Below are 24637 nucleotides of genomic sequence, written 5' to 3'. Positions count from 1 at the left end.
TTTTGATTTAAGCAAAAACTTCAAAATGTTCGACATTCTCCTCAAATTCCAATAAAAATTGTTGATCTTCAGGATAATATTTCGCTATTTCGATATCTTCTCCAGCAAAATTTTTTATCACTTCCCAACTTTTCCAATAAGTAATAAGGGTGAAATGGCCTTCATCGTTTTTAATATTTCTTAAAAAAGAAAGTTTTACAAAACCTGGAGTTTTTTCATAATCGGGAATGGCAGTGTCGATCAAAAACTTGGTATAAGTTTCATAATCTTCCATTTTTGTTTTTCCGTGCCAGATTCTTGCGATCATGATTTTGATTTTTGATTCTTTTTCAAAGTGTGTTTTAAATAAATAAATCCGAAAATTCCAGAAAGCATCGAGGCAATCAGAATAGCAATTTTAGAAAAAATAATAGTTTCAGGGTCTTTAAAAGCCAAAATTGTAATGAAAATTGACATTGTAAAGCCAATTCCGCCCAACATTCCAGCGCCTAAAATATGAGCCCATTTTAGGTTTTTCGGCAGAGCACATAAACCAGCTGTTACGCCAATCGATGAAAAAAGCACAATTCCCAAAGGTTTCCCCACAACCAGACCAAGAATAATTCCGAAAGTATTTGGGTGATTTAGGCCTTCATGCCAATCTTGGTTTATGGCAATGCACGTATTTGCAATAGCAAAAAGTGGTAAAATAATAAAAGCAACCGGCTGATGCAGAAAATGCTGTAATTTGTATGAAGAAGTATTTTCTCCGCCATCGCCAAACGGAATTACAAATGCCAGAATTACTCCCGTAATTGTAGCATGAATGCCGGAATTTAGCATAAAATACCACATAATTACACCACCGATTAAATAGGGAATTAAATTGTGAATTTTCATTCGGTTTAAAATAAATAAAAAGCCCCAAATGGCTAATGCTATACCGAGATTCAAAAACGAAATTGTTGTAGTGTAAAAAATAGCTATAACGATAATAGCGCCTAAATCGTCAATTACAGCCAATGCGGTCAAAAAGACTTTCAGCGAGGTAGGGACTTTTTTGCCTAAAAGCGATAATATTCCAATTGCAAAAGCGATATCTGTTGCCATTGGGATTCCTGCACCGTTTTGTGTTGCAGTCCCAAAATTCAAAGCCAGAAAAATTGCGGCTGGAACCAGCATGCCGCCAAGAGCCGCCATAATTGGCAACGAAGCATTTTTTATGTTTGATAATTCTCCGTGATAAATTTCACGTTCCAGTTCTAAGCCAATCAATAAAAAGAAAATCGTCATTAAACCGTCATTGATCCAATGCGTAATAGAATGACCGGCCAAATCTTTTTCCCAAAAAGCAATATATTCTGTTGAGTAAGTTGAATTTGCTAAAAAAAGTGAACAGATCGTCACAAATAATAAAAGTAATCCTCCTGATTTTTCGTTATTAAAAAAGGAGTTAAATGTCTTGGTCAATTTCATTTTATCAGATTTTCTGGAGATGTGAAAGATTTTATCTCGTATTTTCAAAGTTAAAAAAATAAAATGAATTTATGTTTTGCACTTTTTGTACTTGAGAAAATGAAAGGAATCTTAGAGAATTGCCGTATTTTTGCTTTTTATAAAATACAATATAAATGAGTGTAAAAATCCTTCATATAGACAGCAATAATCCCATTTTATGGAATCAATTAGAAGAGGCAGGTTTTGAAAATCACGCTGATTTTAAATCTTCGAAAGAAGAAATAGAAGCTAAAATTCAAGATTATAACGGAATTGTAATTCGAAGCCGTTTCAAGATTGACAAGACTTTTCTAGATAATGCAACTAACTTGCAATTTATTGCCAGGGTAGGCGCAGGCCTTGAAAGTATTGATTGTGAATATGCTGAAACGAAAGGAATTCACCTAATCGCGACTCGGAAGGAAACCGTAATGCAGTTGCAGAACATTCGCTTGGCGTGATATTATCACTTTTCAATAATTTAAATCAAGCCGACGCCGAAGTTAGAGCAGGACATTGGAACAGAGAAAGCAATCGTGGGCATGAACTCGATGGAAAAACAGTCGGAATTATTGGTTACGGAAATATGGGAAAGGCTTTCGCCAAAAAACTCCGCGGTTTTGATACTGAAGTTTTGTTTTATGATATTTTAGAAAATATTGGTGATGAAAATGCAAAACAAGTTTCATTAGCCGAATTGCAAAAAAGAGCCGATGTTTTGAGTTTGCATTTGCCTTGGACACCCGAAACGGATAAAATGGTTGATGCAGATTTTATAAATGCATTTTCGAAGTCATTTTGGATCATAAATACTTCTCGTGGTAAAAACATAGTTACAGCAGATTTGGTTGAAGCAATGAAGTCTAAAAAGGTTCTTGGAGCAGGTTTGGATGTTTTGGAGTATGAGAAATTATCTTTTGAAACGCTTTTTCAGGATAAAAACACACCCGAGGCGTTTCAATATTTGTTGGAAGCTAAAAACGTTTTATTGACACCACATATCGCTGGGTGGACTTTTGAAAGCCATGAGCGTCTAGCTCAAGTGATTGTAGATAAAATTAAAATGGTTTATTCAGATAAATCTGCTGGTATTTGATTTAGTTTATAATTCTTCTCCGTTAATTGTAAGATTTTTAATTAACCATAATATTGAATACTAGTTTTTAAAGTTATTTTTTTTAATATTGTTATGAATTTTTTAACAAGAATTTAGAAAAGGAGCGACCGAAAATCCTAAAAAGAGTAGGTTTTAATTAATCTTATAAAAAATGGAAAATACAAGGCACGAGGCTTGGAATACCCCATCACAGCCAAGACAAGAAAACAAAAAAATTTCAGCAGGAATTCTGGCTATTTTGCTTGGAGCATTAGGAATTCATAAGTTTTATTTGGGTTATACGAAAGAAGGTATTATTCAGTTGCTTTTAGGATTGATGTGCGGTGTTGGTGGTGTTATCGGTATAATAGAAGGAATTTTGTACTTGACCAAAACCGACGAAGAGTTTTATCAAACTTACCAAGTAGGTTATCAAGGCTGGTTTTAAAAAATAAAAAAATCCCATCTAGTTTATTAGATGGGATTTTTTTATCGCTAGGATGTCTTTTTCTAATATAATGATGTCTTTTAGTTCCCTAAAATAAATTTTATAATCGGTAATCTTATGCTTTAATTAATAAAGTGGAGGAGTTAACCGAAAATCCTTAAGAGTAGGGGAAATTTAATAAAGATTTATTATGTTAGAAATGTACAAAAAAGTAGTTCTGGAAAATTACGCGAATTTTAATGGGAGAGCAAGAAGAAGAGAGTATTGGTTGTTCTTTTTAGGTAATATCATTATCGCATTCATCCTTAGTTTTGTTGCCGCACTGATTTCTCCAAGTTTGTCAATAATTGGAAATATTTACAGTTTAGCAGTTTTAATTCCAGGAATTGCCGTGGCTATTAGAAGGATGCACGATGTGGGGAAAAGTGGCTGGTTTATTCTTATTCCAATTTACAACTTTATATTAGCTTGTGCAGAAGGAGAAAAAGGATCGAATCAATATGGTTCTGACCCAAAAAATCAGTTAGAAGAAATAGATGAAATTGGTAAAGAATAAATTCTAGTCAGTTTTAAATAAAAATTGTAAATAAAAATCCCATCGGCCTTGGCCGATGGGATTTTTTATTTGGATAGATTATTGTTCTAATCTTCTTTCTCAGATAACTTTTTCTCTAATTCAATCTGAAACTCTTCAATAACAGGTTTCATTGTACTTTCTGGAATATCTGCGATTCTAATGTACATTAAGCCGTCTATTGCGTTGTTGAATAATGGATCGACGTTGAAAGCTACAACTCGTGCGTTTTGTTTGATGTATTTTTTGATTAAAACTGGTAAACGTAAGTTTCCTGGTTCTAATTCATCAATGATTTTATCAAACTTGTTTAAATCAGATTCTGCTTCATCAAAAATAAAATCTTTATCAGCGTCTTTTAATTTCACTTTGTAAGCTTTCTTCGGATGAATATACTGTGCAATATACGGATCGTAATAATTTGATTTCATAAACTCAATCATCAATGATTTTGAGAAATCAGAAAATTGATTGCTGATACTTACGCCACCAACTAAATATTTGTGCTCTGGATGACGCAAAGTGGTATGAATAATACCTTTCCACAATAAGAACAAAGGCATTGGTTTTTGCTGATATTCTTTTACAATAAATGCACGGCCCATTTCGATCGATTTGTGCATCATATCATGAAGTTCTTGTTCGAATCTGAAAAGATCGGTTAGGTAAAAACCTTCGATTCCATATTTCGGATATATTTCAGAACCTAGCCCCATACGATATGCTCCCGCAATTTTTTTGGTTTCATCATCCCATAAAAACATGTGGTGGTAATATTTGTCGTATTCGTCTAAGTCGATAGATTCATTTGTTCCTTCGCCAACTTCGCGGAAAGTGATTTCGCGCAAACGCCCAATTTCATGTAAGATGTTCGGAATTTGTTTTGCACTTGCAAAGAATACTTCATAATTTTTACTTTGCAAAAATCGTGCATCACTATCTCTCAACGCTTGAACTTCATCAATTAATTTTGATTCGTTTGCTGGCGTAACAATTTTTTTAGGTGCTTTAGGTATTTTTAAACTTGCTGTATCAATAAGTTTGGTATCCTTTTCAAAAGGGTTAGCAAGCATATAGGTTTTCTTTCTTAAGAATTCAGAATATTCTTCAAAAGATTCAATTTCGTTTTGTTCACTTACAGAAATCGGTTTTCCAATACGCACTTTAATCACGCGGTCTTTCTGCGTAAGCAATTCAGATGGAAGCTTTGCAGTGCGCAATGTATCATCTATTTTAGAAAGCCAATAGAATAATTTGCTGTTTTTAGCGTGAAAATAAATAGGAACAACTGGAACTTTTGCTTTTCTGATTAATTTCAGAGCGCCTTCTTCCCAAGGTTTATCCACGACTAATTTTCCATCTTTATAAGTTGAAACTTCTCCAGCAGGGAAAATCCCTAAAGGCTTTCCGTCGCTCAAGTGACGTAAAGTTTCTTTAATTCCAATTACGCTCGATTTTGCATCCTTATGATTTTCAAAAGGATTAACCGGCATAATGTATTTTTTCATCGGAACAATTCTGTGCAATAAGAAATTTGCAATGATTTTGAAGTTAGGTTCTCTTTCAAGCATTAATTTCAAAAGCAAAATTCCATCAATTCCTCCAAGCGGATGATTTGAAATAGTAATGTAAGCACCATCTTTTGGCAGACGTTTTAAATCTTCTTCAGGAATTTCAAATTTGATTTCCATCTCGTCCAAAATTCCGTTCAAAAACGCAAGGTCTTCCAAATGTTTATTGCGATCGTAAATTTTATTAAGGGTCGAGATCTTAAGAACCTTCATAAGAATCCAGCCTGAAAAAGTACCAAATACGCCGTACTTATCAACATTTATTGCCTTTGCAACTTCTTTCGCGGTAACTAAACCCATGTACTATTTTTAAATTATTAGAGTAGCGAACAAAGATAACAAAAAACTCTACTTTTCCTTTATTCAATCCTAAACTTTCCACTTTTTTATTACATTTGGAATCCTAAAAAAATACCTAGATGAAAATTATTTCTTATAATGTAAACGGAATTCGCGCCGCAATTACTAAAGGATTTATCGAATGGTCGCAAGCGACGAGTCCAGATGTTATATGCCTTCAGGAAATTAAGGCGACACACGACCAAATTCCAGTTGAAGCGATAACGGTCGCTGGCTATCCTTATCAATACTATTATCCTGCAACTAAAAAAGGGTATAGCGGTGTCGCGATTTTGTCTAAAATTGAGCCGAAAGAAGTGGTTTACGGAACAGGAATTCATCATATGGATTTTGAGGGACGCAATCTTCGTGTTGATTTTGAAGATGTTTCGGTAATGAGTTTATACCTTCCATCAGGAACAAATATTGAAAGATTGGATCATAAATTTATGTTTATGGACGATTTTCAGACGTATATCAATGAATTGAAATTGACGATTCCGAATTTGATTATTTGTGGTGATTATAATATTTGCCACGAAGCAATTGATATTCACGATCCGGTGCGTAATAAAACAGTTTCGGGATTTTTGCCAGCTGAACGTGCTTGGCTTGATGCTTTTATGAAGTCTGGTTTTATAGACAGTTTCCGTCATTTCAATAAAGATCCACATCATTATTCATGGTGGAGTTACCGCGCTGGAGCCCGCGGAAACAACAAAGGTTGGCGTATCGATTACAATTTAGTGAGCGATTCGATTGGACATCGATTAAAACGTGCCGTTATTCTTCCTGATGCTGTTCACTCAGACCATTGTCCAGTTTTAGTCGAAATTGAGTAAAGTTTGGTATTGTTCTTGTTGAAGAAATGGAAATTTTAAAGTTTAAAGAATTGAATTTTGAAATTGCCGTTGAATTTTGATATTTATTAATTAAGCCCCAAATAAAAACCAAAAAGTAAAATGATTAAAAAAGCCTCTATTGGATTGGTAGTTTTAGCTTTGTCTGCAACTTCATGTGTATCCAAAAAGATTTACAATGATCTTGAAACAAAATATTCAGATTTAAAAAAAGAGAATCGTTCGATTGCTGATGAAAATGCAAATTTAAAAACAGCAAAAAATCAGTTAGAATTAGACAAAGATAAGTTGACAAAAGATTTGGCAAGTACTAAAGATGATCTTGCAAAACAAAAAGCGGATCTTGTCGCAGAACAAAAAAAATACAAGGTATTGCAGGATTCTTATAATGCATTAGAGAAAAACAGCAATGATGCATTAGAAAGCAATATGGCTAAAAACCGTGAGTTATTGGCACAATTAGAAGCAAAATCTAAAAAACTTGCAGACGAACAAGCTCGTTTAGATAAAACTGCCAGCCGTTTGAAAGAACTTGAAGATATGATCGCGGCAAAAGAAGAATCAATGCGAAAATTAAAAGAAACTTTATCTAAAGCGTTGAATGGTTTTGAAGGTAAAGGTTTGACTGTTGAACAGAAAAACGGAAAAGTTTATGTTTCAATGGAAAATAAATTGCTTTTCAATTCAGGAAGCTGGGCCGTTGGAACAGAAGGTAGAAAAGCTGTTGTAGAGCTTGGTAAAGTTTTAGGTGAGAATCCAGATCTTTCGGTTTTGATTGAAGGTCATACTGACGATGATCCATACGCAGGTTCTGGACCAATTGCAAACAACTGGGATTTATCAACTAAAAGAGCAACTGCAATTGTGGCAATTTTAAGTGAAAATACAAAAATCAACAAACAAAAACTTACAGCAACAGGACGAAGCGAGTTTTCTCCTCTTGCAAGCAATGCAACTCCAGAAGGAAAAGCTAAAAACCGAAGAATCGAAATCATCTTGACTCCAAGATTAGATGAGATTGCGGAGATGTTGAATAGCATAAATTAAGGTTCTAAGATGCTAAGATTTTAAAAAGGGTTCAAAGTTTTACTTTGAACCCTTTTTTTGGAATTTGGAATTTAAAAATTGGATTTTATCTTATCATTATTTTAACCTTTGTCAAATTTAGAATTGAAGAATCCCTGCGTATCTTTGGAATCTTAAATATTATAAAAGAGAAAAAACTTAGGGTCTTAGTATCTTAGAATCTTAGCAACTTAAAAAAAATGAAATACACTACATTACCCAACACCGATATAAAAGTTAGTAAAATTTGCCTTGGAACGATGACTTACGGGCAACAGAATACCGAAGCAGAAGGGCACGCGCAAATGGATTATGCTCTTGAAAGAGGAGTAAATTTCTTCGATACGGCCGAAATGTACTCGGTTCCGGCGAGTGAAGCGACTTATGGAAGTACAGAAAAAGTGATTGGAACTTGGTTTAAAAAATCAGGAAACAGAGATAAAGTTATTTTAGCATCAAAAATCGCAGGCCCGAATGCGAATTTTGGATACATGCGTGAAAAACTGGATTTTTCGCCTGCAAGTATCAAATTTGCTGTTGAGCAAAGTTTAAAAAGACTTCAAACTGATTATATCGATTTGTATCAAATGCATTGGCCGGAAAGAAAAACGAATAATTTTGGGCAACGTGCTTTTCATGGACATGATGATGTTTGGGAAGATAATTTCAGAGAGATTCTTGAAACTTTCGACGGATTAATCAAAGAAGGGAAAATCAAACACATTGGGGTTTCAAACGAAAATTCTTGGGGAATGATGCGTCTTTTGGAAGAAAGTAAATACAACAATCTGCCAAGAATCAAAACCGTTCAGAATCCGTATTCGTTATTGAATCGTTTGTTTGAAGTGAATTCTGCCGAAGTTTCAAAATATGAAAATGTTGGTTTGTTAGGATATTCGCCTTTAGCCTTCGGAGTTTTGACTGGAAAATTCCTGACAGGAGAAAGTCATCCAAAAGCGAGAATTAATCTTTTTCCGCAATACAAACGTTACAATAGTGATCAATGTACCCAGGCGACAAAATTATATCAGGAAATCGCTAAAAAACATGGTTTAACGTTGACGCAATTGGCTATGGGATTTGTTTTGCAACAGCCGTTCTTGACGAGTTCAATTATTGGCGCGACAACTTTGGAACAATTAAAAGAAAATATCGATACAATTGATGTTGTATTGTCGAAGCAAATTTTACACGAGATTGACGCAGTTCAGGCAATTATTCCTGATCCGGCTCCTTAATTTTTTTGCCACGAAGGCGATTTTTTGTCACGAAGGCACTAAGGCACAAAGGTTTTTTAATCTCGCAATCCCGATAGCTATCGGGAGCAAATTTTTTTAATAGCCCCTGGCTTTAGCTAGGGGAATTGAAATGGATGTCAAAAGGGCTTTAGCCAAACCTTAAAGTTTGGCTAAAGCCCTTTTCGTTGCGTTTATATTTTCATCCAGCTAAAGCTGGACGCTATTGAACTTAAAAATTAAACTTTGCGAGCAAATTTTAGAAGTTCAGATCTCCAATTATTTTTTGGTCATAATCATAATTAGCTTCATTTGGAAAATTTCCCTCTAAATCAGGAAATACTAATTGTAAATATTCATAATCACGATCTTTATAGAATTTAATTGAAGTGAGAATATAGTCTTTCAAATCTATTTTATTAATTTTTATAAAGTAAATAGGAAATCTATCAGTCAAGTCATAAATTTTTGTGTTTAATGGAATTTTTTCGAATTTATACCTTTCGACATAATTTTTAATTAACTCTCCCGATAAATTTGGACCAAGTCCAGAAATAAACAATTCAGGTATTTTAAAGTTTTCAAATATTCCGGTAGAATATGCAAAAGGAGTAAAATCCTTTTCTTCCATTATTGCTGTTGTGTGATAGCCTATATTTTTTATATTGTCATAAACTCGCTTAAAATATATTTCTTTTTTGTTCTCTTCTTCCATTTTAATTTAATTACAAATCAAATTCGTCATCTGTTGCTAGTGAATCCAATTTAACTGCTGTCGAATCCGGCGCTTTGATTTTTATAAGCGAACGTGCATTTCCTGAAATGTAAACCGGCATTAAGCCAATCGTGTCTTCAGGAACTAATAAGCCTCTGCGGAACATCAAGTTCTTTAAAAACTTCTGGTTTTTAATCGCGTAATCTTTCAGATTTCCTTGGTCATTAAACTGATACATGAATTTTCTTGGCTTCGGAATTATTGTTGCCAGATACAAACATTCATCAACATTTAAGTCGGCTGGACTTTTTGGAAATAAAAGTGACTTGCTTCGCCGATTCCGTAAACATTTGGCCCCCATTCGATGATGTTGAAATATACTTCCAACATTCTTTCTTTGCTAACAATTCGGTTGTTTTCTAAAATGTAAACTAATAGGATTTCTTCAAGCTTTCGTGAAAGTGTCTTTTCTCTTGTCAAGAAAACATTTTTAATCAACTGCATGCTGATTGTACTTGCACCACGAGAGAATTTCTTGGTTCTGATGTTTTTCAGAATCGATTGTTTGAAAGCTTCATTGATGAATCCGCGATGAGAGAAGAAAGACGGATCTTCTGTCGTTAAAACACATTTTCTCAAATAAGGAGAAATTTGGTCTAAAGGTGTGTAATTTGGATTGGCATTTCCAACCAAAACTGGTCTTTGCAATACATTTTGAATTATGGCGCGATAAACAAATTCGCCGTTTAGTTTGTTTAAATCGGCTTCGCCATATTTTGTTATTCTTAAATCTTCCTTGTTGAGTTTACTGTCAAAAACAAGGGTATTGGGTTTGTTTTTATTAAACTTGAAATCCAGCTTATAGTCAAAATTCCCGGTTGCTTCCATTCCTTGGAAATGCGTAAACAATCCATCTGGCAAGGAAACAATAAAATCTTGCGCTTTCATTTTTGGAATATCAACTTTCAATGTGTAAACAGTGTCTTTTTCAGTATTATACGAAATATATGGTTTCACTTTTATTTTGTTCAACTGCATTGTTGAAGTGCTGTCAATCGAAATAAAATCGTCGCCCAATAAAAATCGATAATCGAAACGCGCATTTTTGATCACGACATCTTTGCTGGCAATTTTTGGATGATTGATTTTTAAATTGGTAATCGAAGTAAAACCATCAATGTGAAGTTCGCCACCGCTTTTGTCAATTTTTTCGACATTTAATCGAATAGAATCAAAACTTGCTTTTAAGTTGTAGCGTTCGTCAAGATACGGAACACGAATAGCACCGGTATCTAAATTGAAAAATCGAATATCAGCTTTTTGATTTCTTGGGTCAGCAAAGCCTTTTAAGTTCCATTTTTGGTCAAAATCTTTGCTCACAACATGAATGTTGGTTTCGAGTTGTTTGTTGTCTAAAACCAGTTTATTGATTGCGATATTTGTCTTTTTTCCATTGTCATCAATCTTGAATTGGAAGTTTTCCAAATTCATGTCCGTTGGAACTAAATTGAGCAGTTTCGAAATAATACGATAGGCAAAAGCACCATATTTTCGTTTTTCATTTGGCTCAGAATCGTCACGATCTCTTTTTAAGAAAGCATCAAAATTGCGGACTTTTCCTTTTTTGACTAATTGGATATAGCCATTATTGACTTTTAAAGTTCCCACCTGAACATCGCCAATCAAAAGATTGCTTAGGCTGACGCTGGTTTCAATGTTTTTAATTTTTAGAAGTGTGTCAGCGTTTTTTGGGACCAAAACGATATCGGTAAGTTTAATAGTTGACAGCCCGCTAAAAGAAGCTTCTTTTACAGAAAAATCACTGTTGTAGCTCACAGCCATCTTGTGGGTAACTTTTGCAATTACCTGCTTTAGAAGAGAATTTCGGAAATAGTATAGGCCAACACAAAGTAAAACCAATAGTACCAAGAGTATTTTTAGGGCTTTGTATATTTTTTGTTTTGGAAAATTCATAAAGTCGATTTCATAAAGATTTTAGGATTGTTCGCAAAGAGGCTGATTTTCTAGCCACGAATTGCGCTAATTTCCCGAATTATATTGTGGTATTTACTTTGGAATAAGTGGCGTTAAATTTAAAAATAAAATTCGTGTTTAATTTGTGAAATTTGTGGCAAAAAAATTACCCAAAAAGAATGCTGGCTACATCTTCAATTTTAGCAACCAATTCGATTTTGATCCCTGTATTTTTTAAAGCAATTTTGTTGTATTTTGAAACAAAGATAGTGTCGAAACCTAATTTTTCAGCTTCCTGAATACGCTGATCCACTCGGTTAACCGGACGAATTTCACCAGAAAGCCCAACTTCGCCTGCAAAACAAAAACCTTTTCCAACTGGAATATCTTCGTTTGAAGATAAAATTGCGGCAACAACCGCTAAGTCAATAGCAGGATCATCAACAGATATTCCTCCGGTAACATTCAGAAAGACGTCTTTTGCGCCAAGTCGGAATCCGGCTCTTTTTTCTAAAACAGCCAAAATCATATTTAATCTTTTTGCGTTGTAGCCTGTTGTACTTCTTTGCGGAGTTCCGTAAACAGCAGTACTTACTAAAGATTGAATTTCGATCATCAATGGGCGCATGCCTTCAAGCGTTGTGGCAATTGCGGTTCCTGATAATTCTTCGTCTTTATGTGAAATCAATATTTCAGACGGATTGCTCACTTCGCGCAAACCGCTTCCAAGCATTTCATAAATTCCAAGTTCGGATGTTGAACCGAAACGGTTTTTTAATGAACGGAGAATTCGGTAAATATGATTTCTGTCGCCTTCAAACTGAAGCACTGTGTCAACCATATGTTCCAGAATTTTCGGCCCAGCGATATTTCCGTCTTTTGTAATATGCCCGATTAAAATAACCGGAATATTGGTTTCTTTCGCAAATTTGATCAATTCGGCAGTAGTTTCTCTGATTTGAGAAATACTTCCAGCTGTTGATTCGATATAATCTGTATGTAAAGTTTGAATAGAATCAATGATGACAATTTCTGGCTGAATTGCCTCAATTTGTTTAAAGATATTTTGCGTTTTTGTTTCCGTTAGAATATAGCAGTTATCGCTATTTGGCGTAATTCTTTCGGCGCGCATTTTTATTTGTTTCTGACTTTCCTCGCCCGAAACATACAATGTTTTATAGGGTAATTTTAATGAAATCTGAAGTAAAAGTGTACTTTTTCCAATTCCTGGTTCACCACCCAAAAGTGTCAATGATCCTGGAACGATTCCGCCTCCCAAAACACGATTCAATTCTCCGTCAGTAGTATCCATTCGGATTTCCTGTGCCGAATCGATTTCTGTTATTTTTAAAGGTCGTGGCGCTCTGTTTGTTGGAGTTGGTTCGCTTTTCCAAGCCACTTTTTCCTGCTTCTGAATAATTTCTTCAGCAATTGTATTCCATTCTTTGCAAGCGTTGCATTGCCCTTGCCATTTGGCATATTGAGTACCGCAATTTTGGCAAAAAAAGGAAGTTTTAACTTTTGACATTATTTAGTTTTTTTGGCAAGCGTATTCATTTCGTCAATTTTCTCATACATCAAATCTTTATTCAAATCTCCAATTGGCTCCATTTGAGAAGCATTTTGATATTTTTTTGAAGCATGTTTTGGATCGCCCATTTTTTCGTACATCAAGCCTAATTCATATTCTCCCAACATGGCTTTAGGATAATTTACATTTCCAATTTCAGCCATTTTTCCTAATTCATCATAAGCATTCTTTTTCAAAATAAGATTTTCGATTATTTTGAAATCACTCATTCTCACTGGCACTTGAAATCCTAAAATTTCAGACATTGTAGCGTATTTTTTTCTAAATAATCTGAATAACCAGATTGTAGAACGGCAATTTTTTCATTGTATTCAGCAGAATTAATTGGTCTATACGATTCGAAAATTTGATACAGCGCATTCGGGATTGAGTGTAAAACCTCAGTATAATGTGTAGCACCTTTAAATACGTCGTATTTATAATTCACTAACGGATTATTTGCGATTTTAATATTGCTGTTTAATTTTTCAATAGGTTCTTTAATTCTTTTATTATCACCTTCTCCTGCAGAGAGGTAATAGAATATTGGTTTTTGGATTTTTGCAAATTTCTCCGCTATTCTAACTTCCATTTTTGGTGCAAGCTCAGGGCTAAAGCAGATATATGCGTTAAAAAGTGGTTCTTCTTTGTATAAATAAAAATTAGCAAAACTTGCTGTTATGTCATGGCCTGCAATAATTCTGAAAGGCGCTGTGTGGTATTTTTTTCAATATATGGAACTAATTCAGCTCCTATGAATTCGAAAAATTTTGCTCCTTTTTCAAAAGGCAGACCTTCATTTTGATCAATTGTGGAATCGTCTTCACGCTCGTCATTTTTATTTTGATGTATCCCGATGATAATCATTTCAGGAAGGTCATCCCAATAAGATCCATAACTTATAGCTCCGGAAAATGGATCAAATAAATAATCGCCGTCTAATAAGTATAAAACCGGATATTTTCTATCTGATTTTTCATCATAAGAAGCAGGAAGTCCAATTGTTATTCTTCGTTCTTCTCCCAGTTTTTCAGATTTTATATTATCGAATTTTTTCTGAGAAAAAACAGAAACAGAGATGAATACAATTAGTAGGTGAACTTTTTTCATGATTTGTGGCATTTCAGTGAATTAAAAAGTATTGGAAATTGTATGGCAATATAATACTTTATTTGCTTTTTGGTATTTTGGGGCTAAAAAAAGCAATGATTTCTTACGTTAAATTTTTTGATTTAAGGCACAAGAAATCCGTTTGTGCAAAAAGATTTTGACAAATAGAAAATAAAAATAAGTTTGAAACTAGTTTTATGTTAACGAATTATCGTTTTCGTTAGGGAAAATAATCCACGGCTTGAAGGTTTTGGCTTCTTCAAAATCTAAAGTTGCATAAGAAATGATGATGATGATGTCATCTTTTTGAACCTTTCTTGCAACTGGACCGTTCAGAGTGATTTCACCTGAATTTTTTCGCCTTTTATAGCATACGTTTCAAAACGTTCGCCATTGTTAATGTTAACGATAGATACTTTTTCGCCTTCAATAATGTTTGAAGCTTCGAGAAGTGTTTCATCAATAGTGATGCTCGCCAATATAATTTAAATCGGCACCAGTAACTTTTACTCGATGAATTTTTGATTTTATAACTTGAATTTGCATGATGCAAAGGTAATTTAATTTAATGAAATGGTGTCAATTAACCTTATAGAATTAACAAATACCGCTATAAACGCACGGTATTTTTTGTCATTAATTTTATGTTCAATAGGTAATAATGTAGATTCGTCAGCAATCACGAAATATTCAAGGTCAAATCTTTCGTTATCTTTAAAAGCATCTTCTACAAATTTGATGGTTTCTTCGGGAGTTCCCTTTTGAAAAATTTCTTTAGCTTCTGTTAAAGTCTTATAAATGATTGAGGCTTCTTTTCTTTCTTCTGCGGTTAGACGCTCGTTTCGAGAGCTCATTGCCAAAAGATTGTCTTCTCTAAAAATTGGACAGCCAACAATGTTTACAGGCAAATTGTTTTTTTCGACCATTTTTTTGACGATTTGCAACTGCTGAAAGTCTTTTTCACCAAAATAGGCATTAGTTGGTGTTACAATTTCAAAAAGACGTTTTACTATGGTTCCAACACCGTTAAAATGCCCAGGTCTGAATTTTCCTTCCATCTGATTTTCTAAACCGTCAAAATCAAATGTTTGCGAAACAGTGTTTCCTTCATAGATATCTTCGACAGAAGGAGCGTATAAAATTATTTTGTCACTTAATCCTCTCATTTTTTTTACATCCTCTTCAAGAGTTCGAGGATATTTTTCTAAATCTTCAGGATTATTGAACTGAGTAGGGTTTACGAAAATACTTACAACGGTATCGTCATTTTCTTTAAGCGATCGCCGCATTAAAGCCAGATGCCCTTGGTGTAAAGCTCCCATGGTTGGTACAAATCCGATGGTTGAATTTGCGGTTTTGATAGTTTTTAAATAAGCTATCAAAGCTACTTTACCGTAAAAAATATGCATGGCAGTATTATTAAAATTTAGTGCAAACATAATATATTAGTTATAAACTGCATAAATTTTTGTAATTTTGCGACGTTTTTATTACCAAAAATTAAGTAAAATACTATTATGAAAGATAAGAGGATATTATATGTATCATCTGAAGTCGTGCCTTATTTGGCTGAAAATGAGGTTTCTTTAATGTCTTATGACGTTCCGAAAATGATTAATGATCAAGGAGGTCAGATAAGAATTTTCATGCCAAGATATGGAAATATCAACGAGAGAAGACATCAATTACACGAAGTGATCAGGCTTTCTGGAATGAATTTGGTAGTGAATGACTTAGATATGCCATTGATTATTAAAGTTGCTTCAATTCCTAAAGAAAGAATTCAGGTTTATTTTATTGATAATGATGAGTATTTTAAGCGTAAGGCAACTTTTGCTGACGAAGAAGGTGCGTTGTATCCTGACAATGATGAGCGCGCGATCTTTTTTGCCAAGGGAGTTGTTGAAACTGTTAAAAAATTGAATTGGGTTCCAGATATTATTCACGTTCATGGGTGGTTGGCGGCAATGCTTCCTATTTATATGAAGCATTATTATAAAAATGAAGCTTTATTTTCTGAAACTAAAATTGTAACATCGGTTTACGGACAGTCTTTCGATGAGAATTTAGATATGGAAATGATCAACAAAGTTAAATTTGATGGTGTGCCTCATGAATCTGTTGCTGATCTAGAAGTTCCAAATTATGAGAATGTTTTAAAAGCAAGTATATTGCATTCAGATGCTGTTATTATTGCGTCTGAAAATGTTTCCCCAAGTTTAACAAAATTTATAGAATCTTCAGGAAAACCTTTTTTACCTTTCACCCCGAAAGATGCGTTCGCTGAGGCGTATACAAATTTCTATAGAAAAATGGGTCTTTAATTAACTTTAAATTTAAACATGTATAATACTTCTTTTATTAAGAAAATTCTAGTGGCGACTACGGTTGTTTTTTTATATTCCTGCGATAGAGATTTTAATGCGATTGGTGATGATATAATTGGAGATAATCATTTTGATTTGACACCTGAGAAATATGATGTTTTAGCTTATAATCAAGAAGTAACACCTGTTCAGTCAAACGGTTTAGCTACAAATGCCTTGGGTATTTATGATAATCCGGTTTTGGGTACAACAACTGGAAATTATGCGACTCAGGTAACTTTGACAGAATATGCTCCTACAATTGGTGAAGTCGTAAAAATTGATAGTGTTTATTTGAGTGTTCCTTATTTTAATCACGTAGTGTCGACTGATGCTGATGGGAAGCGTACGTTTGAATTAGATTCTGTTTTCGGACCCGCAAACGGAAAATTAAATTTAAGCATTTATGAATCTGGTGTTGCAATGCGTAGCAATTTTTATGATAATGGTACTCAATTGCCACAATTGTATTATACAGATCAAAATACAACTTTTGATTCTTATAAAATAGGGTCAAGATTAAATGATTCCAGCAGTAAAAAGCAAAATTCAGAATTCTTTTTTGATAATGCCGAAATAACGGATAAAACTGTTGATGCGAGTGGGAAAGTTACTTTAACCAAAGTAGCTCCAGAAATGCGACTGATGTTGAATAGCGATTTCTTTATGAATAAGATTTTGAAAGCACCTGCTGAAAAATTAGCAAATGCAACAGTGTTTCAAGATTGGTTTAGAGGATTGTATTTTAAAGTAGAAAGAGTGGCAGGAAGTCCTGCGAATTTAGCTTTGATGGATTTTGCAAAAGCAGGTAAAATTTTTATTAAATATAAAGCAAAAACGGCTATTACTACTGATCCTGAAGATACAACTGAAGACAAGAGCATTGAGATTGATTTGACGGGTGCAACAGCAAGCCTTCAACAGGATGCTAAAAGCGCTAGTTATGCGAGCGCAATAAGTGAATCAAATATAAACAGGACACAGGGAGATCAAAGTCTTTACATTAAAGGAGGCCAGGGATCTACTACTATAATTGAACTTTTTGGTAAAACAGATGCGATAGGTTATAATAAGAGTGATGTTTTGGTCAATAAGCCGAATGGTGTTCCGGATGTCTTGGATGAAATGAGACATGATTTTAGAGTTAAAAACTGGAGGATAAACGAGGTGAATTTAGTCTTTAATATTGATGCTGATAAAATGGCGGTGAAAGATGCCAACGGTCTTCAGGCAGAAGAGCCGAAAAGGGTTTATCTGTACGATATGACTAATAATGTGCCTGTGATAGATTATTCGGATGGAACTACTGGTGCGTTAGCGAACAATCCGAAAGCAACTAAATATGTTTTTGGAGGTATTATTAATATTGATGCCAACACTAAAAGAGGAAATTATTATAAGGTGAGAATTACAAATCATGTTCGAAATCTTATAAAAGATACGACTGCAGTTAATGTGAAATTAGGATTAGCTGTAACCGAAGATATTGGTGTAATCACTTCTAATAAATTGAAAAACAAAATAGCAATACCTGGGACTAACCCAATTGAATATTTTACTGATGCACCTAGAGGTTCAGTTATGGGTCCGTTAGGAACAATATTGTATGGAGGGAATTCAAATGTTCCTGAAGACAAAAGACTGAAACTCGAAGTTTACTACACGAAACCAAATTAATAAATATATATGTGTGGAATTGTTGGGTATATTGGCCATAGAGAGGCGTATCCTATTGTTATCAAAGGATTAAAACGACTCGAGTACAGAGGTTATGACAGTGCCGGTGTTATGTTATTTGACAACGAATCTGGAGTAAAACTTTGTAAAACAAAAGGTAAGGTTTCGGATCTTGAAGCTAAGGCGCAAGAAAACTTGAAAACAAACGGAACGATTGGTATTGGGCATACACGCTGGGCTACCCACGGAGTGCCAAATGATGTAAATTCGCATCCGCATCTTTCTAATTCTGGTGAATTGGTTATTATTCACAACGGAATTATTGAAAATTATGCACCGCTTAAAGAGGAATTAATCAAGAGAGGTTATACTTTTAAATCGGATACAGATACAGAGGTTTTAGTAAACTTAATTGAGGAAGTTCAGAAAAAAGAAAATATTAAATTAGGAAAGGCAGTTCAGATTGCTTTAAATCAAGTTGTAGGTGCTTACGCAATTGCAGTTTTTGATAAAAAAATCCTGATGAAATTGTTGCGGCAAGATTAGGAAGTCCATTGGCAATTGGTGTTGGTGACGGAGAATATTTTGTTGCTTCTGATGCTTCACCTTTTATTGAATATACTTCAAATGCAATTTATCTTGAAGATGGCGAGATGGCAAATATTAGATTGCACAAGCCTCTTAAAGTTAGAAAAATAAAAGATGACTCATTAGTTGATCCTTATATTCAAGAACTTCAAATGAACTTGGAGCAGATTGAAAAAGGAGGATATGATCATTTCATGCTGAAAGAAATCTACGAACAACCAAGTGTAATTAAAGATACATACAGAGGAAGACTTCATGCAAATGAAGGAATTGTTCAAATGGCAGGTGTTGAGGATAATCTTGAAAAATTCTTAAATGCAAAAAGAATTCTGATTGTAGCTTGTGGTACGTCATGGCACGCAGGTTTAGTAGCAGAATACATTTTTGAAGAGTTTACCCGTATTCCAGTTGAAGTGGAATATGCTTCTGAATTTAGATACAGAAATCCAATTATAAACAAAGATGACGTAGTTATTGCAATTTCTCAATCTGGAGAAACGGCAGATACAATGGCGGCTATTAAGCTTGCAAAAGAAAATGGTGCATTTGTTTTTGGAGTTTGTAATGTTGTAGGTTCTTCTATTTCAAGAGAAAGCCATGCAGGTGCTTATACACATGCTGGACCAGAGATTGGAGTAGCTTCAACTAAAGCTTTTACTACTCAAATCACAGTTTTAACTATGATTGCCTTGAAATTAGGAAAAGCAAAAGGAACTTTGACTAACAGCGATTTTCATGCTTATTTGCAAGAATTAGAAATAATTCCTGAGAAGGTTGCAGAGGCTTTGGAAACAAATGATAAAGCAAAAGAAATTGCGTACGCTTTTAAAGATTCGCCAAACTGTCTTTATTTAGGTCGTGGATACAATTTTCCAGTTGCACTTGAAGGAGCTCTTAAGTTAAAAGAGATTTCGTATATCCATGCTGAAGGATATCCTGCGGCCGAAATGAAACACGGTCCTATTGCTTTGATTGATGAGCATATGCCAGTTATTGTAATTGCGCCTAGCCAAGGTCATTATGATAAAATTGTAAGTAACATTCAGGAGATTAAATCTCGAAGTGGTAAAATTATTGCTGTTGTTACAAAAGGTGATACTCAAGTTCGCGAGTTGGCCGATTATGTAATTGAAATTCCTGCAACTTCAGATGCTTTATCACCACTTATTACGACAATTCCATTGCAATTGCTTTCGTATTACATTGCAGTTATGAGAGGTTGCAACGTAGATCAACCACGTAACTTGGCAAAATCAGTTACTGTAGAATAATATTTTACTATATATAAATGTTAAAAAAGCGAGATTTTGGTCTCGCTTTTTTTATTATCGAATTTTTTTCTTACCCCGTTATTTTTATTAAATCCTCATTTTTTTATCTAAATTTTATATGTATGCATACTATTTAAGATTTGGACTGCCTTGTTCTTGCTGTTAATTGAATAAAACACAATGTGAAAAAGTTAAAATACTAACAAAATTTATGCGGTATATTAATTTTTTTTAACGTTTTTTTATTAATCTCAAAAATATTTGTATTTTGGCTATATAAACTAACCAAAAACCTAACCCAAAATGAGAATCTACTTGCTGATTATGTTGTTTTTCTGCGGCGTTTCTTTTGCGCAGAATACGATTACTGGTTCTGTTACCGATAGTAACAAACAATCTATTCCTGGTGCCAACATTAATATTGTAGGAAGTTCAACTGGAACTTCGACCGATTTTGATGGTACGTTTAAATTGAATACCACTTCAAAACCACCTTTCACTATTAAGGTTTCTGCAGTAGGTTTTGAAACAAAAACAATTAGTGTTACTTCATTAAGTCAAAAAATTGATGTAGTCCTAAAAGATGAGGAGAATAAATTGGATGAAATTGTAGTTTCGGCTTCCAGAACTCCTGAAAGGATTATCGAATCGCCTGTAACTGTTGAAAGAATGGGAATTCAGGAAATTAAAAATACAACAGCGGCAACTTTTTATGATGGTTTAGAGAATTTGAAAGAGGTTCATTTCAATACCAGCAGTATCTCATTCAAATCTGTGAATACTCGTGGTTTTGCTACGGTTGCAAATACGCGCTTTATGCAATTAGTTGATGGAATGGATAATTCATCACCAGCTTTAAATTTTGTTTTGGGGAATTTAATTGGTGTTTCTGATATTGATGTTGCAAGTGTTGAGCTTTTGCCTGGAGCATCTTCGGCACTTTATGGAGCAAATGCATTTAATGGTATTATGTTTATGAGCAGTAAAAGCCCTTTTACAAATGAAGGAATTAGCGTTTACTATAAATACGGACAAACATCTCAGGATGCTTGCCGGAACTAATGATTATAATGATTTCGGAATTAGAGCCGCAAAAGCATTTACAGAGACTTTTGCTATGAAAGCTAATTTCACTTATATGGAAGCGACAGAATGGATTGCCGCAGATAAAAGAAGTATGACGGCTGGAGGTGACAGCCATGCAGTAAATCAGAATTATGATGGATTGAACATTTATGGTGACGAGGTGACTACTTTTATTCCAAATGTTGGACAAGTAAGTAGAACTGGGTATCGTGAACAAGACTTGACTGATAATAAAGTTAAAAGTATGAAAGCCGATTTCAGTGCGCATTTCAAACCTTGGAAAGATGATACTGAATTTATTTTGCAATATAAAATTGGTACAGGAAGTACAATTTATCAAGGCGCAAACAGATATGCATTAAAAGATTTCTTAATGCAACAAGGGAAATTTGAGGTAAAAGGTAAAAATTTCTTTGGTAGAGTTTATTTTACAAGTGAAGATGCTGGAGATTCTTATGATATGAGATTCGCGACTTGGAACGTAAACAGAGCGACAAAATCAGACCAAGAATGGTTTACTAATTATGCGACAGCTTATCAGTATTCTGGTGCGGTAATGGGGACAAATGCAAATGAATCTGCTCGCTATTGCGAGAAATTTTGCAGATTACAATATTCTTCCTCCTGCACTTTCTTTCCTTCCAAAACCAACAGGTTCTGCTAGATTTGAACCAGGTTCTGCACAGTTTAACAGTGCTCTTGCAAAAGTAATTGCAAATCCTGATTTGACACAAGGAGCGAAATTTATTGATCATTCAAAATTATATCACTCAGATGTGAATTATAATTTTAGAGATTTAGTTAAATGGGCAGAAATTCAAGTAGGTGGTTCTTGGAGAAAATACATCATGGATTCAGAAGGAACTATTTTTACCGATTATGATGGTCCAATTGAATATAAAGAATACGGAGCATATGCTCAATTGCAAAAAAATGGTTAGACGACAGATTGAAATTCACAGGATCTTTGCGTTATGACAAAAGCCAGAATTTTGATGGAAATATTTCCCCAAGAGTATCATTTACATATGTCGCCGGAGAATCAAAAAGACATAATTTCAGAGCATCATATCAAACAGGTTTCCGTAACCCAACAACACAAGATCAGTATATCGGTTTAGATTTAGGGCCATTCGCTTTAATTGGTTCGGCGCCTGAAAACTTAGATAGATTCCAAGAAACTATGCCAGTGAGTTTAGCGGGTCAAGCATTGGGAGTTCCTGCGACTGTTAATTTATCAGGTCAAAATGCATATCACAATGCATATACATTAGCTTCAGTTCAGGCTTTTGTCGCTTCAGCAAATCCTGCAGATCTTCAAGTGGCTAATATTGGTTTGGTGAAACCAGAACAAGTTCAAGCTTTTGAGGTTGGATATCGCTCTGTTGTTCAAAATGATTTGTCAATCGATTTGAATGCTTATTACAACATTTATAATGACTTCATGAATACGGCAAGAGTTATTTCTCCTTATTACGGTACGGTAGGGACAAATCCTGCTGATCCAAATGTGCAAATGACTTATGCGGCATTGTCTTTTGGAGATAGAAGAGTGTATCAAGTTTATACAAACACAACGGCGCAAATTTCATCTTTTGGTTTCGGAGTTGGTTTGTCTAAAAAAGTTTATAAAGACTTTGAAGTTGGTGTGAATTATAACTATGCTCAATTTGACTTTGATCAGTCAGAAGATCCAGGTTTCGTAGCTGGATTTAACACTCCAAAACATAGAATTAAAGCCTCTCTTGGAAATGCAAAAGTGGCTAAGAATTTAGGATTTAATGTGAATGTGAGATGGAACACAGAATATTTATGGCAATCTTCTTTTGGAGACGGAATGATTCCAGAAAATACTGTTCTTGATGCACAAGTTAATTATGCTTTGCCAAAACTTAAATCAGTTATTAAAGTTGGAGCAACTAACCTTTTCGGAAAAGATTATATCCAAGTAATTGGTGCCGGAGCAATTGGTCAGATGTGGTTTGCTTCTTGGACGATTAATCCATAATTGAAAGAAGTTATTTTGATGAAGTAAGGTTTTCTTTCTTTTTCTCAATTACGATGAATGGAGGGAAGTAATAATTTTAAATTTTAATGACATGAAAAAAATATAAAATGGCTTTTATTGGTTTCTTTAACCTTTATGGCATGTAATAGTGATGATAATGATACGCCTGCAGAAGTACCGGTTGTTCCAGGTTCAGCAGTTTTTACAAAATATGTAGCGCTTGGAGATTCTTTTGCGGCGGGATACAGTGATAATGCTTTGTTTGTAAAAGGACAGAGTAATGCATATCCAAATATTTTGGCGCGACAGTTTGTTGCTCTGCAGGAGGAGGAGAATTTAAGACACCTTTGACGAATGATAATATTGGAGGTTTGCTTTTAGGTGGAAACGTAATTGCTGGAACACGTTTGTATTTCAACGGACAAGCACCAGTTAACGTTGCAGGTAAGCCTACAACCGAAGTTACATCACATCTTTCAGGTGCATTTAATAACATGGGAGTTCCAGGAGCAAAAAGTTATCACTTGATTGCGGCAGGTTACGGAAATACTGCTGGAGTTGCTTCAGGTTTGGCTAATCCATATTTTGCTAGGTTTTCAAGTGCGCCATCTACAACTGTTTTGGCAGATGCAATGGCACAAAATCCAACCTTCTTTTCTTTGTTTATTGGAGGAAATGATGTTTTGGCGTACGCAACTTCTGGTGGAACTGGGAAAGATCAGACTGGAAACATGGATCCTTCAACTTATGGAGGAAGTGATATAACAGACCCAACGGTTTTCAAAACTGTTTTTACAAATTTAGCAACAGCTTTGACTTCAAAAGGAGCAAAAGGTGTTGTGGCTAATTTGCCTTATATTACAAGTTTGCCTTATTTTATAACTGTACCTTATAATCCAGCTACACTTACGGCTACTTTAGCAACTCAGTTGAATGCTGGTTATGCGGCCTATAATGGAGGTTTACAGCAAATGGTTGCTAATAAATTATTGACTGCTGATGAAGTCGCTAGAAGAACAATTAATTTTAAAGCAGGAAGTAATGCAGTTGTTTTGGTTGATAGTTATTTGACTAATCTTTCTGCTTATGGCATTCCGTCATACAGACAAGCTACAAAAGAGGATTTAGTTGTTTTGTCGGCAAGAACATTCATAGGAACTACTGTTGGAGGCGATCCAACAAAAGTAAATGGACTTTCAGTGCCATTGGCAGACAGCTGGGTTTTGACAAAAGACGAAGTTGCTGAAGTTAAAAAAGCAACAGATGCGTATAATGTCGCAATTCAGGCAGTTGCTCGCTGAAAAAGGCTTGGCTTTCGTGGATACAAGATCAGTTTTGACGCGGCTGTCAAGCGGAGGAATTAAATTTGGAAACTATGTAATGTCGTCTACATATGTTACTGGAGGGGCATTCTCTTTAGACGGAGTTCATCCAAGTGCAAGAGGTTATGGTTTGATCGCTAATATCTTTATCGATGCCATCAATGCAAAATATGGTTCTACATTGCGCCATGTTGATTTGGCTTTATATCCAATTCAATATCCGCAAACAATTCAATAAAGCCAATTTTTTTAGTAAGAAAGTCACTCATTTTTAAAATGCAGTGGC

The 24637-nt window shown here is 34.5% G+C and carries 19 protein-coding genes and 5 pseudogenes; 13 read left to right on the top strand and 11 right to left on the bottom strand.

The genetic code is table 11. The features are described 5' to 3' along the window. Positions 1–7: 7 nt before the first annotated feature. Together ACQ9BO_RS01695 and nhaA are read right to left on the bottom strand one after the other, a co-directional pair. On the bottom strand, positions 8–307 hold the full coding sequence (locus tag ACQ9BO_RS01695; protein WP_431243401.1) for an antibiotic biosynthesis monooxygenase family protein: 300 nt from the start codon (positions 305–307) through the stop codon (positions 8–10). After that, complete coding sequence (nhaA, locus tag ACQ9BO_RS01690; RefSeq protein ID WP_431243400.1) at positions 304–1455, bottom strand: Na+/H+ antiporter NhaA; 1152 nt, start codon at positions 1453–1455, stop codon at positions 304–306. Before nhaA ends, ACQ9BO_RS01695 begins: the two co-directional genes overlap by 4 nt. Before the next feature lie 155 nt (positions 1456–1610). Between nhaA and ACQ9BO_RS01685 the strand changes: the two are divergent. The 3 genes and pseudogenes from ACQ9BO_RS01685 (at position 1611) to ACQ9BO_RS01675 (ending at position 3576) form a co-directional block, all read left to right on the top strand. Beyond that, a pseudogene (locus ACQ9BO_RS01685) lies at positions 1611–2572 on the top strand (2-hydroxyacid dehydrogenase). Positions 2573–2744: 172 nt separating this feature from the next. Beyond that, the gene (locus tag ACQ9BO_RS01680) at positions 2745–3020 is read left to right on the top strand and encodes a TM2 domain-containing protein (RefSeq protein WP_132987804.1); all 276 of its coding nucleotides are present in this window, start codon (positions 2745–2747) and stop codon (positions 3018–3020) included. Positions 3021–3210: 190 nt separating this feature from the next. Beyond that, entirely contained in the window at positions 3211–3576 is a 366-nt protein-coding gene (locus tag ACQ9BO_RS01675; protein ID WP_431243399.1) for a DUF805 domain-containing protein, read from the top strand. An 86-nt stretch (positions 3577–3662) separates the two neighbouring features. On the opposite strand, the gene ACQ9BO_RS01670 is transcribed toward ACQ9BO_RS01675, so the two are convergent. Continuing rightward, positions 3663–5465, bottom strand: a complete 1803-nt coding sequence (locus ACQ9BO_RS01670) for a GNAT family N-acyltransferase (protein ID WP_132987802.1) — start codon at positions 5463–5465, stop codon at positions 3663–3665. A 119-nt stretch (positions 5466–5584) separates the two neighbouring features. On the opposite strand from ACQ9BO_RS01670, the gene ACQ9BO_RS01665 reads away from it, so the two are divergent. The 3 genes from ACQ9BO_RS01665 to ACQ9BO_RS01655 all read left to right on the top strand — a co-directional run bounded on the left by ACQ9BO_RS01665 (position 5585) and on the right by ACQ9BO_RS01655 (position 8667). After that, on the top strand, positions 5585–6346 hold the full coding sequence (locus ACQ9BO_RS01665) for an exodeoxyribonuclease III (protein ID WP_431243398.1): 762 nt from the start codon (positions 5585–5587) through the stop codon (positions 6344–6346). 120 nt (positions 6347–6466) lie between these two features. Beyond that, a complete protein-coding gene (locus ACQ9BO_RS01660; protein ID WP_431243397.1) occupies positions 6467–7411 on the top strand; it encodes an OmpA family protein in 945 nt (314 codons plus the stop codon). A gap of 218 nt (positions 7412–7629) precedes the next feature. Beyond that, a complete protein-coding gene (locus tag ACQ9BO_RS01655; protein ID WP_431243396.1) occupies positions 7630–8667 on the top strand; it encodes an aldo/keto reductase in 1038 nt (345 codons plus the stop codon). 256 nt (positions 8668–8923) lie between these two features. Here the strand turns inward: ACQ9BO_RS01655 and ACQ9BO_RS01650 are convergent, their stop codons facing one another. The 8 genes and pseudogenes from ACQ9BO_RS01650 to panC all read right to left on the bottom strand — a co-directional run bounded on the left by ACQ9BO_RS01650 (position 8924) and on the right by panC (position 15472). Then, positions 8924–9379 (bottom strand): DUF4262 domain-containing protein, encoded by a 456-nt coding sequence (locus ACQ9BO_RS01650; protein WP_431243395.1) that lies wholly within the window; start codon positions 9377–9379, stop codon positions 8924–8926. 10 nt (positions 9380–9389) lie between these two features. After that, positions 9390–11353: pseudogene (locus ACQ9BO_RS01645) on the bottom strand (transglycosylase domain-containing protein). Between the two features lie 166 nt (positions 11354–11519). After that, entirely contained in the window at positions 11520–12881 is a 1362-nt protein-coding gene (radA, locus tag ACQ9BO_RS01640; protein ID WP_132987795.1) for a DNA repair protein RadA, read from the bottom strand. Beyond that, positions 12881–13189, bottom strand: a complete 309-nt coding sequence (locus ACQ9BO_RS01635) for a hypothetical protein (protein WP_431243394.1) — start codon at positions 13187–13189, stop codon at positions 12881–12883. The genes radA and ACQ9BO_RS01635 overlap by 1 nt, the downstream gene beginning before the upstream one ends. Continuing rightward, on the bottom strand, positions 13174–13515 hold the full coding sequence (locus ACQ9BO_RS01630; protein ID WP_431243393.1) for a hypothetical protein: 342 nt from the start codon (positions 13513–13515) through the stop codon (positions 13174–13176). Before ACQ9BO_RS01630 ends, ACQ9BO_RS01635 begins: the two co-directional genes overlap by 16 nt. A gap of 86 nt (positions 13516–13601) precedes the next feature. Then, complete coding sequence (locus tag ACQ9BO_RS01625; protein ID WP_431243392.1) at positions 13602–14033, bottom strand: alpha/beta hydrolase; 432 nt, start codon at positions 14031–14033, stop codon at positions 13602–13604. 195 nt (positions 14034–14228) lie between these two features. Then, positions 14229–14579 (bottom strand): annotated as a pseudogene (gene panD / locus ACQ9BO_RS01620) (aspartate 1-decarboxylase). Between the two features lie 14 nt (positions 14580–14593). Continuing rightward, the gene (gene panC, locus ACQ9BO_RS01615; RefSeq protein WP_431243391.1) at positions 14594–15472 is read right to left on the bottom strand and encodes a pantoate--beta-alanine ligase; all 879 of its coding nucleotides are present in this window, start codon (positions 15470–15472) and stop codon (positions 14594–14596) included. Positions 15473–15550: 78 nt separating this feature from the next. On the opposite strand from panC, the gene ACQ9BO_RS01610 reads away from it, so the two are divergent. The 7 genes and pseudogenes from ACQ9BO_RS01610 to ACQ9BO_RS01580 all read left to right on the top strand — a co-directional run bounded on the left by ACQ9BO_RS01610 (position 15551) and on the right by ACQ9BO_RS01580 (position 24589). Beyond that, positions 15551–16357 carry a glycogen/starch synthase gene (locus tag ACQ9BO_RS01610; protein ID WP_132987792.1) on the top strand — a complete coding sequence of 269 codons (807 nt, stop codon included), beginning with the start codon at positions 15551–15553 and terminating at the stop codon, positions 16355–16357. Positions 16358–16375: 18 nt separating this feature from the next. Continuing rightward, positions 16376–18076, top strand: a complete 1701-nt coding sequence (locus ACQ9BO_RS01605) for a DUF4270 domain-containing protein (protein ID WP_431243390.1) — start codon at positions 16376–16378, stop codon at positions 18074–18076. Between the two features lie 9 nt (positions 18077–18085). Next, a pseudogene (gene glmS / locus ACQ9BO_RS01600) lies at positions 18086–19935 on the top strand (glutamine--fructose-6-phosphate transaminase (isomerizing)). 303 nt (positions 19936–20238) lie between these two features. Continuing rightward, a pseudogene (locus ACQ9BO_RS01595) lies at positions 20239–23029 on the top strand (TonB-dependent receptor domain-containing protein). A gap of 117 nt (positions 23030–23146) precedes the next feature. Then, positions 23147–23380: a hypothetical protein gene (locus ACQ9BO_RS01590; protein ID WP_431243389.1), complete on the top strand. Its 234-nt coding sequence runs from the start codon at positions 23147–23149 to the stop codon at positions 23378–23380. Further along, positions 23377–24330 carry a hypothetical protein gene (locus ACQ9BO_RS01585; protein WP_431243388.1) on the top strand — a complete coding sequence of 318 codons (954 nt, stop codon included), beginning with the start codon at positions 23377–23379 and terminating at the stop codon, positions 24328–24330. Before ACQ9BO_RS01590 ends, ACQ9BO_RS01585 begins: the two co-directional genes overlap by 4 nt. After that, the gene (locus ACQ9BO_RS01580; protein WP_431243387.1) at positions 24320–24589 is read left to right on the top strand and encodes a hypothetical protein; all 270 of its coding nucleotides are present in this window, start codon (positions 24320–24322) and stop codon (positions 24587–24589) included. The genes ACQ9BO_RS01585 and ACQ9BO_RS01580 overlap by 11 nt, the downstream gene beginning before the upstream one ends. Positions 24590–24637: the final 48 nt, after the last annotated feature.

The organism is Flavobacterium sp. P21, assembly GCF_050632225.1.
In the GTDB taxonomy this organism is placed as follows: Bacteria; Bacteroidota; Bacteroidia; order Flavobacteriales; family Flavobacteriaceae; genus Flavobacterium.
The sequence above is the reverse complement of the archived record's forward strand: the minus strand, read 5'-3'. Positions and strand labels throughout refer to the sequence as shown.

Coding starts and splice junctions, on each gene's coding strand:
- ACQ9BO_RS01695 (WP_431243401.1), bottom strand. CDS start 307: ATGATCGCAAGAATCTGGCACGGAAAAACAAAAATGGAAGATTATGAA.
- nhaA (WP_431243400.1), bottom strand. CDS start 1,455: ATGAAATTGACCAAGACATTTAACTCCTTTTTTAATAACGAAAAATCA.
- ACQ9BO_RS01680 (WP_132987804.1), top strand. CDS start 2,745: ATGGAAAATACAAGGCACGAGGCTTGGAATACCCCATCACAGCCAAGA.
- ACQ9BO_RS01675 (WP_431243399.1), top strand. CDS start 3,211: ATGTTAGAAATGTACAAAAAAGTAGTTCTGGAAAATTACGCGAATTTT.
- ACQ9BO_RS01670 (WP_132987802.1), bottom strand. CDS start 5,465: ATGGGTTTAGTTACCGCGAAAGAAGTTGCAAAGGCAATAAATGTTGAT.
- ACQ9BO_RS01665 (WP_431243398.1), top strand. CDS start 5,585: ATGAAAATTATTTCTTATAATGTAAACGGAATTCGCGCCGCAATTACT.
- ACQ9BO_RS01660 (WP_431243397.1), top strand. CDS start 6,467: ATGATTAAAAAAGCCTCTATTGGATTGGTAGTTTTAGCTTTGTCTGCA.
- ACQ9BO_RS01655 (WP_431243396.1), top strand. CDS start 7,630: ATGAAATACACTACATTACCCAACACCGATATAAAAGTTAGTAAAATT.
- ACQ9BO_RS01650 (WP_431243395.1), bottom strand. CDS start 9,379: ATGGAAGAAGAGAACAAAAAAGAAATATATTTTAAGCGAGTTTATGAC.
- radA (WP_132987795.1), bottom strand. CDS start 12,881: ATGTCAAAAGTTAAAACTTCCTTTTTTTGCCAAAATTGCGGTACTCAA.
- ACQ9BO_RS01635 (WP_431243394.1), bottom strand. CDS start 13,189: ATGTCTGAAATTTTAGGATTTCAAGTGCCAGTGAGAATGAGTGATTTC.
- ACQ9BO_RS01630 (WP_431243393.1), bottom strand. CDS start 13,515: ATGGAAGTTAGAATAGCGGAGAAATTTGCAAAAATCCAAAAACCAATA.
- ACQ9BO_RS01625 (WP_431243392.1), bottom strand. CDS start 14,033: ATGAAAAAAGTTCACCTACTAATTGTATTCATCTCTGTTTCTGTTTTT.
- panC (WP_431243391.1), bottom strand. CDS start 15,472: ATGTTTGCACTAAATTTTAATAATACTGCCATGCATATTTTTTACGGT.
- ACQ9BO_RS01610 (WP_132987792.1), top strand. CDS start 15,551: ATGAAAGATAAGAGGATATTATATGTATCATCTGAAGTCGTGCCTTAT.
- ACQ9BO_RS01605 (WP_431243390.1), top strand. CDS start 16,376: ATGTATAATACTTCTTTTATTAAGAAAATTCTAGTGGCGACTACGGTT.